Genomic DNA, 16012 nt, shown 5'->3' with positions numbered 1-16012 from the left:
ATGAGATCGCTGATAGACCTCAGATCCGCTCGGTGATGGAGATGCTCAAAAGTGCTTTTAAAAGACTGGGTAATAGTGAGCAACCTATGCTGCACTCAGACCAAGGCTGGCAATACCAAATGGGGATTTATCAACAGGCTTTGAAGGTACAAGGTCTTAGCCAAAGCATGTCTAGAAAAGGCAACTGTCTGGATAACGCAGTCATGGAAAACTGGTTTGGGATTATGAAAACCGAGTTCTTCTACCAAAAGAAGTTCTCAGATGTTCAATCATTTAAAACGGAGCTTAAGGACTACATCCACTACTACAACCATGATCGAATCAAGGAAAAACTAAAGGGATTGAGCCCGGTTCAATACCGAACTCAATCCCTCGTGCTAACCTGATTAAACTGTCCAACTTTTGTGGGTCAGTTCAGATCGCTGGCTTTTTTGTTGGCTGCTATTCCGAGATTAATCTGGAATATTTGCTTTGCGAATGACTGGACCCCAGGCGTTGATTTCGCTTTCAAGATGAGACTTGAGGCCTTTGGCAGATACTTTATCCATTGGCACGATATCAATATTGGAATCTTCCAAGCGCTTTTTGACATCAGGAGTATTCAACGCCTTCTTGAGGGCAGCATTGATTTTGTCTAGAACAGGTTGAGGCGTTCCTTTTGGAGCGTACACACCATGCCAAACTTTGACTTCAAATCCTTTGAGGCCTTGTTCGTTCAAAGTTGGAACATTAGGAATGGCTGGCAAACGCTTCATAGTGGTTGTGCCAAATGCTTTTACACGACCATCCTTGATGTAAGGAATGGTTTGTGTAGTTTGGTCACACAAGAGATCAACTTGACCACCCAAGAGGTCGGTCAAGGCAGGACCAGTTCCCTTGTAAGGAATGTTGGTTAACCTAACACCTAAACGACTTTGAAATAATAAGCCGCATAGCTGTGACACTGCACCAGGGCCGGCGTTAGCCATCGTTACCTTAGAGCCGTTAGCTCGGATGTAGGCTTCGAGCTCTTTAAAGTTATTGGCAGGCAAATCTTTCTTGCCTAGCAATACCATTGGTACGTCAGCTACTTGACCGATGTACTCAAAGCTAGTCATTGGATCGTACGGGAGCTTGTCGTACAGTGCATTTGCTGTAGCCATACCCATATGGTGAATGTAGATGGTGTAGCCATCTGGAGCTGCGCGCGCTACTTTAGTAGATGCGATTGTTCCGCCAGCACCAGGAACGTTTTCAACTACAACAGTTTGACCCAAAGCTTGACCCATTGGCACTGCAATTAAGCGTGCGATAGTGTCAGTCGGACCACCAGCTGCAAATGGAACAACCAATTGAATATTTTTGGTAGGCCAATCTTTTTGGGCTGATGCCATGTTGCTAGTAAGTAAAGCGCTAGCGCCTGCAATGACAGCAATTCCAGCGAATAATGTTTTCTTAAATTTCATCAATGTCTCCATATATGTGATGCAAAGTAATTTTCTCACCTTTAAGCGCTATCGGCTTTAGGGTTTACCAGCAATTGCCAGTGTTCTTTGCGCTAATAAAACTACGGGGCGGTCAATCATGCGACCATCCAATTTTACTGCGCCACCTTTGGATGCCTTATCGGCCTCAATGACCCGATGAGCCCACGAGACCTCTTTGGCAGTAGGCATAAAGGCAGACTTGACCAAAGGAACTTGTTTTGGATGGATGCACAGCTTGCCACCAAAGCCCATTCTTTTGGCGCGTTCAGCGTCATCGGTGATGCGCTCAATATCGTCGGTTGAGGGAGTAACCCCATCTATTGGAGGGGCAATCTGCGCCAGGCGTGAGGCCAAGATAATCTGAAAGCGGGCAGTGTGAAGTTCACTTTCTTGGGGGTCGCACACCATCCCTAGATCTGCTTGTAAATCAATATTGCCCAAAGCGAGGCGCAACACTTGTTCGGAGTTCGCAATCTCATTCAGACGATCAAGGCCAATTGCAGTCTCAATCATGGGAATGATTGCGGTGTTCGGAAGAATTTGCGCGGCACCATTGATTTGATCGAGTGATTCGCTTTTGGGAATCAGCAAGCAAGCTGCATCCAGCTCTTGCACCAAGATCAAGTCCGCAGCGTAAAACTTACTTCCAGGAGAATTTGAGCGAATGATTAAACGCTTTTTCTGTGCAGCGGTAAATGTGGGCCAAGCAGTGCGGATTGCATCTCGTGCCATTTGTTTGTCTTCTTCGGCAACCGCATCTTCTAGATCAATGATGATGGCATCAGCGCCACTATCTAATGCTTTGACAAAACGCTCTGGGCGGGTACCTGGCACGAACAAGAAACTACTACTAAAGCCAATGGGTGTATCGAGTGGGTTCATAGGTTGGAACTTTAAATAAGGCAGCTAAAAATAGGACTGAATAAATTGGAGGATTGGAAAATCAGGACACTAGGAGATTAACAAGCCCATCTTGGCTTGTTTGCGGATATTCCACAAGCGCTCAATGGCTGCACTCATTTCAGTTGGAGTTGCACCACCACTAAAAGCGGCAAGACGCATGGCTTTATCGGTAATTTCAGTGCGACTTAAAGTGTTGCCGGGATCGCCTTTGGGCTCATCTACGCGACCTTCTAACACCTCACCATTGTGTAGATAGACTTTTACTTTGCCAATCCAGCGTTGCGGGTAAGCGCCATCCACTTCAGAGTCCAAAATCATCGTGACGCGATCACGGAATGCGCAGATCTCTTGATCATGAAAATGTTGGGCAAACTCTTGCAAGCCTGCAAATTGATAATGAGCAATTAGCGCTAAGACAGTCCCCATTGAAAACTTCGACTGATGCACTGTTGCTGGATCGGTCACGGGGCCAAGCACATCAATTGCACCTTGGTGTACTAAGGTTTCCACTTTGGCGATATCGCTAGGTTTGAGATTGTGCGCCAGCATCACTTGTAATAATGCGTCTGCAGCCGGGTGGGTATGACGGCAGGAGGCGTGATATTTAAAGCTAGTTTCTGCAATAGTCCAGCGACTACCTAATCTGTCTGTCAGCCTGCTAGGATCTGCATCACTCGACATGCCGGCAGCTAAGCCTTGCTTGCCTTCTAGGATATGTTCTGCGCCAGTAAAACCAGATTGAGCTAAGTAAGCTGACATGAGTCCGGTAGAGGAAGCATGTGCGGTATGCAACTGCTTGGAATCTGCAGCATCACGGAGGAACTCCCACAGGCCGGCAGACTGCGTACCAGCAGAGCCAAAGGCATGCAACATTTGCGCGGGATCTAGTTTGAGTAGGTGGCCCACTGCAGCAGCAGCAGCTAAAGTACCTGCGGTGCCGGTAGTGTGAAATATTTTGTAGTGTGAGCGCCCAAGAAATTCACCTACCCGAATGCCCACTTCATAGCCAGCAACAGCAGCGACCAAAAGATCTTCACCCGAAGCGCCAATCGTTTGTGCAGTTGCTAGTGCCGCAGGAAACACAACTGTAGCCGGGTGAAAGACGGAGCCATTGTGAACATCATCTTGCTCGGCTACGTGTGAGGCAGCTGCATTGGCTAAGGCAGCCAAGAAAGGGCTTGAGCTCGTCCGATCAATAAGGATTTCAGCGCTACCAGGATGAGTGTTGTTAAAGCCCCCCATGCTTTGAGCAAATTGCGTAATGGCCTCTACCGGGCGCGAACCTTTGCCGGCAATTGCTGAGCCGAACCAATCCACTAATAAATCTTCAGCGCGATTCAGGACCTCGTTTGGAATATCGCCAATCTTTAATTGCGACGCAAAAGTAGCTAAGGCTTTGGATGGGTGTGGAATTGTCATAGATAAATTATTTGTTGATTACGCCAATACAGCCGTTGCTTGCATCGTGAGCCATCCTTCATGATCCTCAGCCCAGATGGAAATTGTTTTTCCGGAAGAGTCTTTCTCAAGATCGGGTTTAGCGCTCACCTTAAATACATTGATATCAAAAGTCGGGCGAATGGCGCGGAACTCAAAACTTTTGAGGGTACAGCCGGGAATGCTTTGACGTACAAGATCTACCAATAAGGTGGCAATCAAAGGGCCATGAACAATAAGGCCAGGATAGCCTTCAACCTCAGTCACATATTTGCGATCGTAATGAATGCGATGGCCGTTGAACGTGAGTGCTGAGTAACGAAATAACAACACATCATCAGGCGCAATGGTCTTTGTCCACTTCGCATTGGTAGGTGCAGGCGTTGGTGCCACTGGCTTATCGTCTGGACCTGGAGCATCTCGATACACAATGTCATGCTCTTCAATCAAAGCCAGGCCGTCTTGATTGGAGATCTTATGTTTTACTAAAACAAAAATAAGGTCACCAGTGCGACCTGCCTTGTGGGTAACTGATTCAATTTTGGACACACGTTCGATTTCATCGCCCACTGACAGTGGCGCTAACCACTGGATACGACTGCCAGCCCACATGCGTCTTGGCAATGGCACGGGGGGCAAAAAGCCGCCACGTTTTGGATGTCCGTCGGAACCAATTTCCGATTGAAGGGCACAGGGCAAAAAATACAGCCAATGCCATAACTCTGGAAGAAAGGTCCCTCTACTTGGCGCTGGGTCAGGCCTGTCTAGTGTTGCTGATAAGGCTTTGACAGGCGCAGCGGTAACGGTGTCTTGAAGGGTCTCAGTTTTCCCGAGCCATTCTTGCAGATGGGTGATGGTTTGAGTTTCGATTCGCATAACTTCCATTATGCCAATTTCAGCCCCAATATTGCTTTGCTAGATCAATAAACTGGCGACTAGATAGCTGAGTAGTCCAGCAAGCGCGGAACCAGTCAAAACACTGATCACCCCTTTTTGAAACTTAAAGAGGGCCAGCCCAGCAAATACAGTGATCACTATAGAGACCCAGGAGATTGAACCGCCAAGACCATGGGGAAAGAAGACGTGATATGCAAAGAACAGGCCTAGGTTCGCTATCACGCCCACTACGGCTGCGGAGATTGCGGTCAGGGGAGCGGTAAAACTTAGCTTTCCATGAGTGGATTCAATCAATGGGCCACCAACGAGGACTAGAAAAAAGGAAGGTAGAAAAGTAAACCAGGTGGCAACGCAGGCGCCAAGCACCCCAAACCAAAATGGGTTGGTATTGCCAATCAGGTTTTGAATATGGCCAGCCAGATAACCAACAAAGGCCACCACCATGATGAGTGGTCCGGGGGTAGCTTCACCTAGGGCAAGACCATCCATCATCTGGCCAGCACTAAGCCAATGAAATTGATCTACCGCACCTTGGTATACATAAGGTAGTACCGCATAGGCGCCACCAAAAGTCAGAAAGGCGGCTTTAGTGAAGAACCAAGCAATTTGTGGGTAGAGTGTTTGCCAACCAAAAAACAGGACAAGCGCAATAAAGGGAATTGACCAGAGCAAGATAACAACTGAGCCCTGCAAAATGAGCCTTTTTGTAGAAAACTTGGCGTGGTCTGGGGTTGGTGTGTCATCGTCAATTAGCGCAGCACCATACTGATTGTCATTACCCTTGCCGTGCGAGCCGGCTTGCTGGAAATATTCTGGGTAACGTTTACCACCCCAAATACCAATCAAGGCAGCGCACAAAACAATAATGGGAAAAGCAAGATTGAGAACGAAGATAGCTAGAAATGAAATCAGCGCAATCGCGCGCAATGCTTGATTATGGATTGTGCGCTTACCAATTTTGACGGCGGCATGTAAGACGATTGCGGTTACTGCGGGTTTGATGCCAAAGAAGATAGCAGCAATCCAAGGTACCTGTCCAAAAGTCAGGTAAACCCAGGATAGGCCAATTAAAAGGAAGAGTGAGGGGATTACAAAGAGGGTGCCCGCCAAGACGCCGCCCCAGGTGCGATGCATGAGCCAACCGATATAAGTCACTAGCTGCTGGGCTTCGGGCCCAGGGAGAAGCATGCAATAGTTGAGCGCATGTAAAAAGCGCCGCTCAGAAATCCAGCGGCGCTTCTCAACAAGCTCTTGGTGAAGGACGGCGATTTGTCCTGCGGGCCCACCAAAGCTAATAAAACCGAGCTTAGCCCAAAACTTGAGGGCCTCGCGAAGTGGAACGGTCAAACTTCTTCCATTCCGCCAACGACTTGGCTAAAACCGTTATCTACATAAATGATTTCAGCGGTAATGCCATTGGCTAAATCGGATAATAAGAAAGCGGCAGTGTTGCCGACATCATCAATCGTGACGTTGCGACGCATCGGAGCTGTTTGCTCAACTGCTTCCAAAATTTTGCTGAAGCCTTTAATGCCGGCAGCAGCCAAAGTTTTAATCGGGCCAGCAGAAATGCCGTTAGCACGAATGCCTTTAGGCCCGACTGATCCAGCGATATAACGAACCGAGGCCTCAAGTGAGGCTTTTGCAAGACCCATGGTGTTGTAGTTCGGCACGTTGCGCATGCTACCTAAGTAAGTCAATGTGAGCAGGGAGGATTTATCGCGCAACATCGGCAAAGCTTCTTTTGCCATTGCTGGGAAGCTGTAAGCAGAGATATCGTGGGCAATTTTGAAGCCTTCGCGAGAAAGACCCTCTAAAAAGTCGCCGGCAATCGCTTCGCGTGGTGCAAAACCAATCGCGTGTACAAAGCCGTCAAATTGTGGCCAAGACTTTGCCAAGTCCTTAAAAAGAGCGGAAATTTGCTCGTCGCTACCAACATCGCAGTCAAAAATCAATTCAGTATTGAATTCTTTAGCAAAATCAACAATACGATCCTTAAAGCGCTCACCGACGTAGGTAAAGGCTAATTCAGCCCCTTCACGGTGGCATGCCTTGGCAATGCCATAGGCAATAGAGCGGTTGGAAAGAAGGCCGGTAATCAGAATTTTTTTGCCAGCGAGAAAGCCCATAATGTGTCCTTTGCTTCAAATGTGGTTTGCTATCTACAATTGTTGCATATATGCCCATGTTCCCCGCCATCCGCCAAATCCATACATTCTTACTCTTAGCTATTCTGGCTGGGCTAGCAGTGAATTCAGCCCATGGTGCCCAGGGGATCGCTCAGTATGGGAAACCCAAATATGCTGATGGGTTTAGCCATTTTGACTATGTCAATCCTCAAGCTCCAAGGGGTGGGACATTAATCCTGCCTAATCCGGATCGCCGCACCAGCTTTGATAAGTTCAATCCTTTTACCTTGCGGGGTGTGGCTGCCCCTGGCGTAGCTCAGTTGATGTTTGAGTCTTTGGCGGTAGGTAGTGCAGATGAAGTCTCTAGTGCGTATGGATTGATAGCGGAAGATATTGCTGTTGCGCCCGACAAGATGTCAGTGGTATTCCGCATTCGTCCAGAGGCTAAGTTCTCAGACGGTAGCGCTATCTTGGCGGGTGATGTGAAACACAGCTTTGACACCTTGATGAGCTCACTGGCAAATCCGCAATTCAAAACCGTCTATGCCGATGTAAAGCAGGCAGTAGTCGTTTCTGATCGAGTAATCCGCTTTGACTTTAAGAATCGTAATCCAGAGCTGCCGGTGATGGTGGGTACCTTGCCCGTGTTCTCTCGCAACTGGGGTAAGAAACCCGACGGCACGATTACTCCTTTCGATAAGCTCACTTTTGAATTGCCATTGGCTAGTGGGCCTTATGTGATTGAGTCTTACAAGGCGGGTAAGACCATGATCTTTAAGCGTAACCCAAACTACTGGGCTGACCAAGGCGGCAAGACCATCAATGTGCGTGTGGGTTTTTATAACTTTGACCGAATCAATTACAAGCTCTACAGTGATGATGCCGTTCGCCTGGAAGCCTTCAAAGCTGGGGAGTTCGATGCTTTAGTGGAATACCGCGCTAAGAATTGGGCGAAGAGTTATGTGGGTCCAAGGTTTAATGATGGCACCTTAGAGAAGAAGGCATTTTTAAATCACAACGGCGCCGGCATGCAAGGCTTTGCCATGAATGTCCGTAGACCAATTTTTCAAGATCCACGCGTACGCCAAGCTTTGGGTTACGCCCTTGACTTTGAGTGGCTCAATCGCCAACTCTTTTTTGAGCAATACAGTCGCATCAATAGTTACTTTACCAATAGTGATCTGAGCGCCAATTTCGATGGTCCACGCAAACCTACTGAAGCAGAGCTGAAGTTGCTAAAACCACTCAAAGCTCAATACCCCAAGTGGGTGCCTGACGCAGTCTTTGGTCCGATGCCCGCTGCACCTTCCACTGTTGCGCCAGATAGTTTGCGTCAGAACCTTCGTAAGGCACGTGACTTGCTGGCTCAGGCTGGCTGGCAATACCGAGATGGGGCACTGCGCAATATGCAAGGTGAGCCTTTCCGTTTCGAGATGGTGGAAGACGGCCCTTTTTTCTTAAGAGTGATTTCTTCCTACGTACGTAATTTAGAGAAGCTGGGTATTCAGGTCGATATTCGGACCAGTGACTTTGCTTTGCATCAGAAGCGCATGGATGAATACGATTTTGATATGACCACCATTCGTTTTCCGGATTCACAAAGTCCTGGCAATGAGCTGTGGGATCGCTTTGGTAGTCAAGCTGCCAAAGAAAAAGGTTCTGACAATGTGATTGGGGTTCAATCTCCAGTAGTCGATGCTTTGGTAGATGCTGTTGTGAAGGCTCAGACCCGTGAAGAATTACGTGCTGCGACGAGAGCCTTAGATCGGGTACTCTGGAATAGCCATTATGTGATTCCGCAGTGGTACAACCCAACGCACCGAATCGCGTATCGTAAGGAGATGCGCTATCCAGAGCCCCCCTTGTATTACACCGCCGAATCTTGGATTCTGCTTAATTGGTGGAAAGAAGGGGTGCGCTAATGCAGGGGCAAATGTGGTCCTATATTTTCAAGCGCATGCTCTTGATGATCCCTACCTTGTTAGGGGTTCTAACACTCACCTTTGCCGTCGTGCAATTTGTACCAGGCGGTCCAGTAGAGCAATTGATGTTAGAGCTCAAGGGAAAGGGTGATGCAGCAGTTAGTGGCGCCGAGTCCTCGGGTGGTGGTAGCAACTATCGCGGACGCCAAGGGGTGGATGCGGAGCGTCTGGCAGAAGTAAAGGTTCTTTATGGATTTGATAAGCCACCGGTAGAGCGCTACTTCATGATGCTCAAACGTTTTGCGCAATTTGATTTGGGCGAGAGTTACTACCAACATCAAAGTGTTTGGCAGTTGGTGATTTCAAAATTACCAGTGTCTATCAGTATTGGTCTATGGACATTCTTCTTAACCTACTTAGTATCGATCCCTTTGGGTATTGCCAAGGCAGTCAGGGATGGTTCGCGCTTTGATGCGATCACGAGCACGATGATTTTGGTTGGTTATGCCATTCCCGGGTTTGTATTGGGTGTCCTGCTGCTGGTTATTTTTGGCGGCGGTAGTTTCTTGCAAATCTTTCCTCTTCGGGGTCTGACTTCGGATAACTGGGACGAGCTGAGCATGATGGGCAAGGTGATGGATTATTTATGGCACCTTGTGTTGCCAATCACTGCATCTGTTTTGGGAAGTTTTGCAGTGATCACGATGTTGACTAAGAATTCATTCTTGGAGGAGATTCGTAAGCAGTATGTTTTAACTGCGAGAGCAAAAGGACTGACTGAAAAACAAGTTCTTTGGAAGCACGTTTTCCGCAATGCCTTGCTGCCTTTGGTAACAGGTTTCCCAGCGGCATTTATAGGAGCGTTCTTTACTGGCTCACTCTTGATAGAAACCCTGTTCTCCTTAGACGGACTTGGCTTGCTATCTTATGAGTCAGTGATGCGTCGCGACTACCCAGTAGTTTTTGGAACACTCTACCTATTTACTCTGATTGGCTTATTTACCAAGCTCATTTCTGATCTTTGCTATGTCTACATTGATCCGCGCATTCAGTTCGGTGCAGGGGGTGGATCATGAGTCGCTGGCATCGTTTTAAGAATAGCCGCATGGGTTACGCCAGCCTATGGATCTTCATGGTGTTATTTGGGCTCTCTATGTGCGCTGAGTTGATTGCAAATGACAAGCCATTAATCGTGCGCTATGAAGGCAAGTTTTATTTCCCGATCTTAAAGTCTCAGCCAGAGCGGGTCTTTGGTGGAGACTTTGCCACGCCAACAGATTTTTTAGATCCCGATATTCGTCACAACATTACAAGTAAGGGTAATTGGGCAATCTATCCCCCCATCCCATATAGCTATGAGACGCTCAATTACTTTTCAAAGGTACCGAATCCCGCGCCACCCTCTTTTGATAACTGGTTAGGCACTGATGATCGTGGGCGCGATGTCTTGTCGCGTCTCATTTATGGTTTCCGTTTATCGATCTTGTTTGGCTTGGCGCTCACCATTGTTGGCGTGAGCGTGGGCATCATCACTGGATCTTTAATGGGCTTCTTTGGGGGTAAGTTTGACCTCATCTCTCAGCGCTTAATTGAGATTTGGTCGGCCATGCCTGAGTTGTACTTGCTCATTATCTTTGCCTCCATCTTTAATCCGAGTATTTGGTTGTTGATTATTTTGCTAGCAGCTTTTGGCTGGATGGGTTTATCAGATTATGTGCGCGCTGAGTTCTTCCGTAATCGCGCTCTCGAGTATGTGCGTGCCGCACGAGCATTGGGATTGACCAATTTGCAAATCATGCGCCGCCATATTCTCCCCAATAGCCTGACGCCAGTCATCACCTTTCTTCCTTTTAGAATGAGTGCCGCGATTTTGTCGCTCACGAGCTTGGATTTCTTGGGTCTTGGGGTTCCACCTGGAACTCCCAGCCTTGGTGAATTGCTTTCGCAAGGCAAGAGTAATTTAGATGCGTGGTGGATTTCACTATCGACCTTTGTGGTGCTCGTTGCCACATTGCTGTTGCTCACCTTTATGGGGGAGGCATTGCGTGATGCTTTCGATTCTCGTAAGTCGGGCGCCATGAGTGGAGGGCGCTCATGAGTACCGTGAATGACTCGTTCAAACCAGCCGCTCCACTACTGCGTTATGAAGACTTCTCCATTTCTTTTGGGTCTGGTCGTCGTGAAAAGTTTGCTGTTAGCCATTTGGATTTAGAGATTGGAGTGGGTGAGCGGGTTGCTTTAGTCGGGGAATCAGGCTCTGGCAAGACCTTGACAGCGCTAGCCCCATTACGACTGGAGCCAGAAGGTGCCAAAACTGCTGGCCGAATTTTATGGAGTGGCGCTAAGAAATCAAATCAGCAATCAAGCAATCAAGCCAAAGCTGAGCCTGTTGATTTACTTTCACTACCGATGCAAGATATTCGAGACATTCGTGGTCGTGAGATTGCCATGGTGTTTCAGGAGCCAATGACTGCGCTCAATCCCTTATTTACTATAGGCAATCAAATAGTCGAGGCGGTACAGGTGTATCAACCTCTGATCTCCAAAGCGGATTGCACGTCTGCAGCGATTGACTTGCTCAAAAAGACAGGTATTCCTGAGCCAGGTAAACGCTTTCATTCTTATCCCCATCAGCTTTCTGGTGGGCAGCGCCAACGCGCCATGATTGCGATGGCATTAGCTTGCAAGCCAAGACTACTGATCGCTGATGAACCTACTACTGCTTTAGATGTGAGCTTGCGTCTGCAGATCTTAGATTTACTCAAAGAGTTGCAAGAAGAATCCAAAGAGGATGGCGGTATGGCGATTTTGCTGATTACTCACGATCTTAATTTAGTAAAGCATTTCGCTCAAAGAGTTGCCGTTCTCAATCAAGGCAACCTCATGGAAGTTGGCCTCACTAAGCAAGTATTTAAACATCCAGAAAATGCTTATACAAAAGCCTTGGTCAATAGTGAGCCGGTTCGTGATCTAGCGCCAGTCATGCCCTTAGCTCCCGTGCTGTTGAAGGCGGAGAACTTATCGGTCTCCTATCCAGGGACGGATTCAACGGGATGGTTTAAAAAGTCGCCACGTCACACAGTTCTTCGCAAGGTTGGGTTTGAACTTAAACAGGGGCAGACGATCGGCGTCATTGGTGAATCTGGCTCTGGCAAAACCACTTTAGGAATGGCAGTCCTAGGTTTGCTGGGTGATTCTGCTGCGCAGATTACTGGTGATGTAGATGTGCTGGGTACGGTTTGGCAAAAGTTGAAACCGGTAGAACGCCGCGCGATGCGCTCGAGTTTGCAAGTGATTTTTCAGGATCCATTTGGCTCACTTTCCCCGCGCATGAATATTATGCAAATCGTTTCTGAGGGCCTGGATGTTCACTTCCCACAGTTATCTGCGGCAGAGCGTGAGTCTCGTGTCTTGGATATTTTGCGAGAGGTAGGAATGGATCGCTCGGCGCTCCTGCGTTATCCCCATGAATTTTCTGGTGGTCAGAGGCAGCGTATTGCGATTGCTCGTGCCTTAATTCTGAAACCACAGATCTTGGTATTGGACGAACCTACTTCGGCGCTGGATGTGTCGATTCAAAAGCAAGTACTCGCCTTACTCACCGAGCTTCAGAAAAAATACAACTTGGCCTACCTCATGATTAGCCATGACTTGGCAGTGATTCGGGCAATGTCTCATGAAGTCATGGTTCTAAAAGAGGGTCGAGTAGTGGAGTTTGGGGATACCGAGACTTTAATTCGTCATCCCCGTCAAAGTTATACCCAGGAGCTTTTTGCAGCCGCCGAACTGACTTAGGGTCTTTTAGAAAGAGGATCTACAAGGCGCTAAATTGGTGCATTCATGCCCAATAATAGTAAATACCCTATTCAAAACAATGAGTTAGCCCTATGGCTAGGATTTGGATAAATAACGCTTCTTTGTTAGAATGGTCAGATGCTCTTTAAAAAAGACCTCTTTTCAGCGCTGATCAAACAAATGCCCAAGGCCTTTCTGCTTGCGTTCGTTCTCGCCACTCATCCAGCAATCGCGGCAGACTCTCCAGTTACTGATGCCAAAGAATCTTCAGTTGATGTTGCCAAAGACACTCCCAAAGAAAGCATGTTTCAGGCGGGTAAGTCCTACTTTGCTCGCGTATCTGACCGCTTGGCTGATTCCGTTACCGGTAAATCAGATGAGTTGATTAACCGTGCTATGGAAGTGATTGGCGTGCGTTATCGCTGGGATGCTGAGTTGCCACAATCTGGTTTGGATGGTAGTAGCTTTGTTGGCTATGTCTTTAAAGATAAGCTGGGCTTTTTGTTGCCGCGCAAGTCAACCCAAATGAGTCGTGTTGGTAAGCCGATTAATCGTGATGAATTACAGCCTGGTGACTTGGTGTTCTTCAACACCATGCGTTTAACTTTTTCTCATGTTGGCATTTATGTTGGCGACAATAAATTTATTCACTCTCCATCTAAAGGCACCAGTGTGCGTGTAGATGATCTTGGTAGCCTCTACTGGGATAAGCGATTTGACGGTGCACGCCGTTTAGACGGCAGCGACAACCTAGGTGATGCAGAGCGTCAAGAGTTGTTGAACGAAGTTAATAAACTCAAGCGCAAGTCCCGGAATCTGTAAGCTCTGGGGCCAGGGCAGTACTAGCCTTTCAGCTTTTCTTTAATCAGCCCCATTTGCTCCTGTGCGGCTACCTCGCCAGCTAGGATCGCAGCATTTCTGGATCTGAAGTCGCCACTACTCATTTGCTTGAGAAGGGGGGTGATCACAATGTCAGCGCTTTTGAGTTCGTATTGATTGATGCTCCGCTGCATGATGGAGATGGTCTGCTGTAGGATGCCGAAAGTTCCGCTGGCATCTTGATGCACAGGCTCTGAAGAGATGTTGACTGCGATCACGAGGGTGGCGCCCATCTGTTTGGCATAACTTACTGGGACAGGCGCGACTAAGCCACCATCCACATATTCTTTACCGCTAATGACAGCCGGCTGGAATACGCCAGGGACGCTACAAGAAGCACGCACTGCTAGGCCTGTATTGCCAGTTCTAAATAGAACGCCTTTACCGGACTGCAATTCGGTAGCCACAATTCCCAATGGAATGCGCATCTGCTCAATGGATTTATTTTGGACCTCACGGTTCACCATGTTTTGGAGGGCATCACCTTTAATAAGGCCGCCAAATCTACCGGCAAAAGGGAGGCCCCAGTCTGCGATGGTAGCTTCATCTAAATTTAAGGCGAGTCGATTGAGGTCATTACCCGTGGCGCCAGAGGCCAGTAAGGCAGCAATCACGCTGCCAGCACTGCTGCCCACCACGATATCAGGCCTGATCCCTTGAGCCTCGAGAGCCTTAATCACCCCAATATGAGCAAAACCTCGCGCAGCCCCAGCCCCTAGAGCAAGGCCGATGATGGGTTTGCGACTACCCATTGAGCCACACCCAGTCAGGCTTGAAGCCCCAATGAGGGCGCTAAAACCCAAGCCTAAGCTCAAGAAACGGCGCCTTGTATCAATCTCAGGCGATGAAAGTGGGGTTAGGGTGGTAATTTCATACATATAGCTATTGTATTGAGCCTCCCTTATAATGACCGAACAGTGAGCGAAAAGACTTCGTTTCAGCGCGGGTAGCTCTCGAAAGCGAATTTTTGTAGATGCAATGCCCGTAGTAGCTAAAGAGCGCCACCAGAACACCACCAACCCATTACTGAAATACACTTTTATACCCTAATCAGGTGATTGCCTGATAGCCCGAATTTTATGGATGATCACAATAAACGCGTAATTGAAACAGCCCTCTTGTGCGCGCAAGAACCATTGACAGTTGCTGATCTCACGCGCTTATTTGTCGAAGAGATCCCAGCTGGAGAGATTGACGTTACTCTTTTGGAGCTTCAAAAAGCCTGGGAAGATAAAGGCATGGAGTTAGTGCACATTGCTACCGGCTGGCGTTTTCAGAGTCGTTTGGTGATGCGCGAATACTTGGATCGTTTGACTCCAGAAAAACCGCCGAAGTATTCTCGTGCAGTAATGGAGACCTTGGCGATTATTGCCTATCGTCAGCCCGTCACCCGTGGCGAAATCGAAGAGATTCGTGGTGTTGCTGTGAGTAGTAACGTCATGAAGCAATTGGAAGATCGCGGTTGGGTAGAGGTTATTGGTCACAAGGAAACTATTGGCCGCCCTGGTTTATACGCAACGACAAAACAGTTCTTGGATGACTTAAGTCTCACCAATTTACAAAGCTTGCCAATGCTGGAAGATACTGCACCGATGGCTGCTGCTGAGCAATTGGGTCAAGCGGTAATGGAGTTTGATCCGACCGCTACTGTAGAAACAGTAATCGAGTTAGACGAAAACGGTCAGCCTCTTATTCAGGTAGAGAGCAAAGAAATTGCTGAAGTGGTTCCAGAAGAAGTAGAAGAAATAGCAGAAGAAATAGCAGATAAAACAACAGAAGAAGTTACCTCAGATTCTGAAGAAAAATCAGACGAACAAAAATAATTATTAATGACAAGCTCCAACGAAAACGATTCATCTCCGATTAAACCGACATCGGACAATTCCACCAATAGAGAGTCAGCGCCTTCCGGTTCGGAGAGTGCGACGACTGAAGGGCGCGAGGCTGGACCACGTCGGCCACGCCGTCAAGGTGCTGGCGCTAGCAAGCATCCTTTTAATAAGAAGCGCCCATTTAATAAGGATCGACCACGTCGCGAAGGCGGCGAGTCCAATGGTCCGCGTGAAGGTGGCAATAATCAACCTGTCAAAATCGCACCCAATCCAGCAGAGAGTGAAGCTTTATTTGCATCTGTGGTCTCTGGGGAATTTGACGCTGCATTAGACGCTCCTGAAGCCCTTGAAATAAAAAATCCCGACGGCCTTAATGAGAATGAAATTTCTCATCAGACTGGTGCTGAGCGCCGTGCGCAACGTGTGCGCCACGATGAGGATGCAGATGTTCCTAGCGAAGATGAGATGAGCAGTTTGCAATTTGCAAACATCGATGACTTACCACTCAGTTTGCGTGATGAGGTGTGGTCTGACCTAGATGGTTTAGACGACGACGCTGACGACGAAGATACCGTGAAGCTGCATAAAGTGTTGGCTGATGTCGGCATGGGATCGCGTCGTGACATGGAAGACTTAATCATCCAAGGTCGTGTTTCGGTAAATGGTTTGCCCGCACATATTGGTCAGCGCATTGGGCCAACTGATCAAGTGCGTATCAATGGCAAGCCAGTGCATCGCAAGANNCAGACTAA

15 protein-coding genes are annotated in these 16012 nt (G+C 48.0%); 8 read left to right on the top strand and 7 right to left on the bottom strand.

All coding sequences use genetic code 11. The features are described 5' to 3' along the window. Window positions 1-386: IS3 family transposase (locus tag CBI30_RS10970; RefSeq protein ID WP_143744401.1), on the top strand; the 386-nt coding region annotated here is incomplete at its 5' end. A gap of 66 nt (window positions 387-452) precedes the next feature. Here the strand turns inward: CBI30_RS10970 and CBI30_RS10965 are convergent. The 6 genes from CBI30_RS10965 to fabI form a co-directional block, all read right to left on the bottom strand. Next, window positions 453-1445: a Bug family tripartite tricarboxylate transporter substrate binding protein gene (locus tag CBI30_RS10965; RefSeq protein WP_088528328.1), complete on the bottom strand. Its 993-nt coding sequence runs from the start codon at window positions 1443-1445 to the stop codon at window positions 453-455. 57 nt (window positions 1446-1502) lie between these two features. Beyond that, complete coding sequence (locus CBI30_RS10960; RefSeq protein ID WP_088528327.1) at window positions 1503-2348, bottom strand: HpcH/HpaI aldolase/citrate lyase family protein; 846 nt, start codon at window positions 2346-2348, stop codon at window positions 1503-1505. A 69-nt stretch (window positions 2349-2417) separates the two neighbouring features. Beyond that, window positions 2418-3788 (bottom strand): MmgE/PrpD family protein, encoded by a 1371-nt coding sequence (locus tag CBI30_RS10955; RefSeq protein WP_088528326.1) that lies wholly within the window; start codon window positions 3786-3788, stop codon window positions 2418-2420. 18 nt (window positions 3789-3806) lie between these two features. Beyond that, window positions 3807-4691: an HTD2 family dehydratase gene (locus CBI30_RS10950; protein WP_088528325.1), complete on the bottom strand. Its 885-nt coding sequence runs from the start codon at window positions 4689-4691 to the stop codon at window positions 3807-3809. A gap of 30 nt (window positions 4692-4721) precedes the next feature. Next, window positions 4722-6050, bottom strand: coding sequence for a chromate efflux transporter (gene chrA / locus CBI30_RS10945; protein WP_088528324.1), 1329 nt, complete (start codon window positions 6048-6050; stop codon window positions 4722-4724). After that, window positions 6047-6832, bottom strand: coding sequence for an enoyl-ACP reductase FabI (fabI, locus tag CBI30_RS10940; RefSeq protein ID WP_088528323.1), 786 nt, complete (start codon window positions 6830-6832; stop codon window positions 6047-6049). Before fabI ends, chrA begins: the two co-directional genes overlap by 4 nt. A gap of 50 nt (window positions 6833-6882) precedes the next feature. On the opposite strand from fabI, the gene CBI30_RS10935 reads away from it, so the two are divergent. The 5 genes from CBI30_RS10935 (at window position 6883) to CBI30_RS10915 (ending at window position 13371) form a co-directional block, all read left to right on the top strand. Further along, complete coding sequence (locus CBI30_RS10935) at window positions 6883-8754, top strand: extracellular solute-binding protein (RefSeq protein WP_088528322.1); 1872 nt, start codon at window positions 6883-6885, stop codon at window positions 8752-8754. A gap of 11 nt (window positions 8755-8765) precedes the next feature. After that, window positions 8766-9830 (top strand): microcin C ABC transporter permease YejB, encoded by a 1065-nt coding sequence (locus CBI30_RS10930; RefSeq protein ID WP_206075640.1) that lies wholly within the window; start codon window positions 8766-8768, stop codon window positions 9828-9830. Next, entirely contained in the window at window positions 9827-10852 is a 1026-nt protein-coding gene (locus tag CBI30_RS10925; protein ID WP_088528320.1) for an ABC transporter permease, read from the top strand. The genes CBI30_RS10930 and CBI30_RS10925 overlap by 4 nt, the downstream gene beginning before the upstream one ends. Beyond that, window positions 10849-12549: an ABC transporter ATP-binding protein gene (locus CBI30_RS10920; RefSeq protein ID WP_088528319.1), complete on the top strand. Its 1701-nt coding sequence runs from the start codon at window positions 10849-10851 to the stop codon at window positions 12547-12549. The genes CBI30_RS10925 and CBI30_RS10920 overlap by 4 nt, the downstream gene beginning before the upstream one ends. Before the next feature lie 138 nt (window positions 12550-12687). Next, window positions 12688-13371, top strand: coding sequence for a C40 family peptidase (locus tag CBI30_RS10915; protein ID WP_088528318.1), 684 nt, complete (start codon window positions 12688-12690; stop codon window positions 13369-13371). A gap of 20 nt (window positions 13372-13391) precedes the next feature. Here CBI30_RS10915 and CBI30_RS10910 read toward each other — a convergent pair whose 3' ends face one another. Next, window positions 13392-14306, bottom strand: coding sequence for a patatin-like phospholipase family protein (locus CBI30_RS10910; RefSeq protein WP_088528317.1), 915 nt, complete (start codon window positions 14304-14306; stop codon window positions 13392-13394). 201 nt (window positions 14307-14507) lie between these two features. On the opposite strand from CBI30_RS10910, the gene scpB reads away from it, so the two are divergent. Both scpB and CBI30_RS10900 read left to right on the top strand, forming a co-directional pair. Beyond that, window positions 14508-15251, top strand: coding sequence for an SMC-Scp complex subunit ScpB (gene scpB / locus CBI30_RS10905; RefSeq protein ID WP_088528316.1), 744 nt, complete (start codon window positions 14508-14510; stop codon window positions 15249-15251). 6 nt (window positions 15252-15257) lie between these two features. Continuing rightward, window positions 15258-16012: S4 domain-containing protein (locus tag CBI30_RS10900; protein ID WP_276207153.1), on the top strand; the 755-nt coding region annotated here is incomplete at its 3' end.

Source organism: Polynucleobacter aenigmaticus (genome assembly GCF_002206635.1).
In the GTDB taxonomy this organism is placed as follows: Bacteria; Pseudomonadota; Gammaproteobacteria; order Burkholderiales; family Burkholderiaceae; genus Polynucleobacter; species Polynucleobacter aenigmaticus.
The sequence above is the reverse complement of the archived record's forward strand: the minus strand, read 5'-3'. Positions and strand labels throughout refer to the sequence as shown.

Excerpts from the sequence above, each read along its gene's own strand:
- CBI30_RS10965 (WP_088528328.1), bottom strand. The coding sequence starts at position 1,445 with ATGAAATTTAAGAAAACATTATTCGCTGGAATTGCTGTCATTGCAGGC.
- CBI30_RS10960 (WP_088528327.1), bottom strand. The coding sequence starts at position 2,348 with ATGAACCCACTCGATACACCCATTGGCTTTAGTAGTAGTTTCTTGTTC.
- CBI30_RS10955 (WP_088528326.1), bottom strand. The coding sequence starts at position 3,788 with ATGACAATTCCACACCCATCCAAAGCCTTAGCTACTTTTGCGTCGCAA.
- CBI30_RS10950 (WP_088528325.1), bottom strand. The coding sequence starts at position 4,691 with ATGGAAGTTATGCGAATCGAAACTCAAACCATCACCCATCTGCAAGAA.
- fabI (WP_088528323.1), bottom strand. The coding sequence starts at position 6,832 with ATGGGCTTTCTCGCTGGCAAAAAAATTCTGATTACCGGCCTTCTTTCC.
- CBI30_RS10935 (WP_088528322.1), top strand. The coding sequence starts at position 6,883 with ATGCCCATGTTCCCCGCCATCCGCCAAATCCATACATTCTTACTCTTA.
- CBI30_RS10930 (WP_206075640.1), top strand. The coding sequence starts at position 8,766 with ATGTGGTCCTATATTTTCAAGCGCATGCTCTTGATGATCCCTACCTTG.
- CBI30_RS10925 (WP_088528320.1), top strand. The coding sequence starts at position 9,827 with ATGAGTCGCTGGCATCGTTTTAAGAATAGCCGCATGGGTTACGCCAGC.
- CBI30_RS10920 (WP_088528319.1), top strand. The coding sequence starts at position 10,849 with ATGAGTACCGTGAATGACTCGTTCAAACCAGCCGCTCCACTACTGCGT.
- CBI30_RS10915 (WP_088528318.1), top strand. The coding sequence starts at position 12,688 with ATGCTCTTTAAAAAAGACCTCTTTTCAGCGCTGATCAAACAAATGCCC.
- CBI30_RS10910 (WP_088528317.1), bottom strand. The coding sequence starts at position 14,306 with ATGTATGAAATTACCACCCTAACCCCACTTTCATCGCCTGAGATTGAT.
- scpB (WP_088528316.1), top strand. The coding sequence starts at position 14,508 with ATGGATGATCACAATAAACGCGTAATTGAAACAGCCCTCTTGTGCGCG.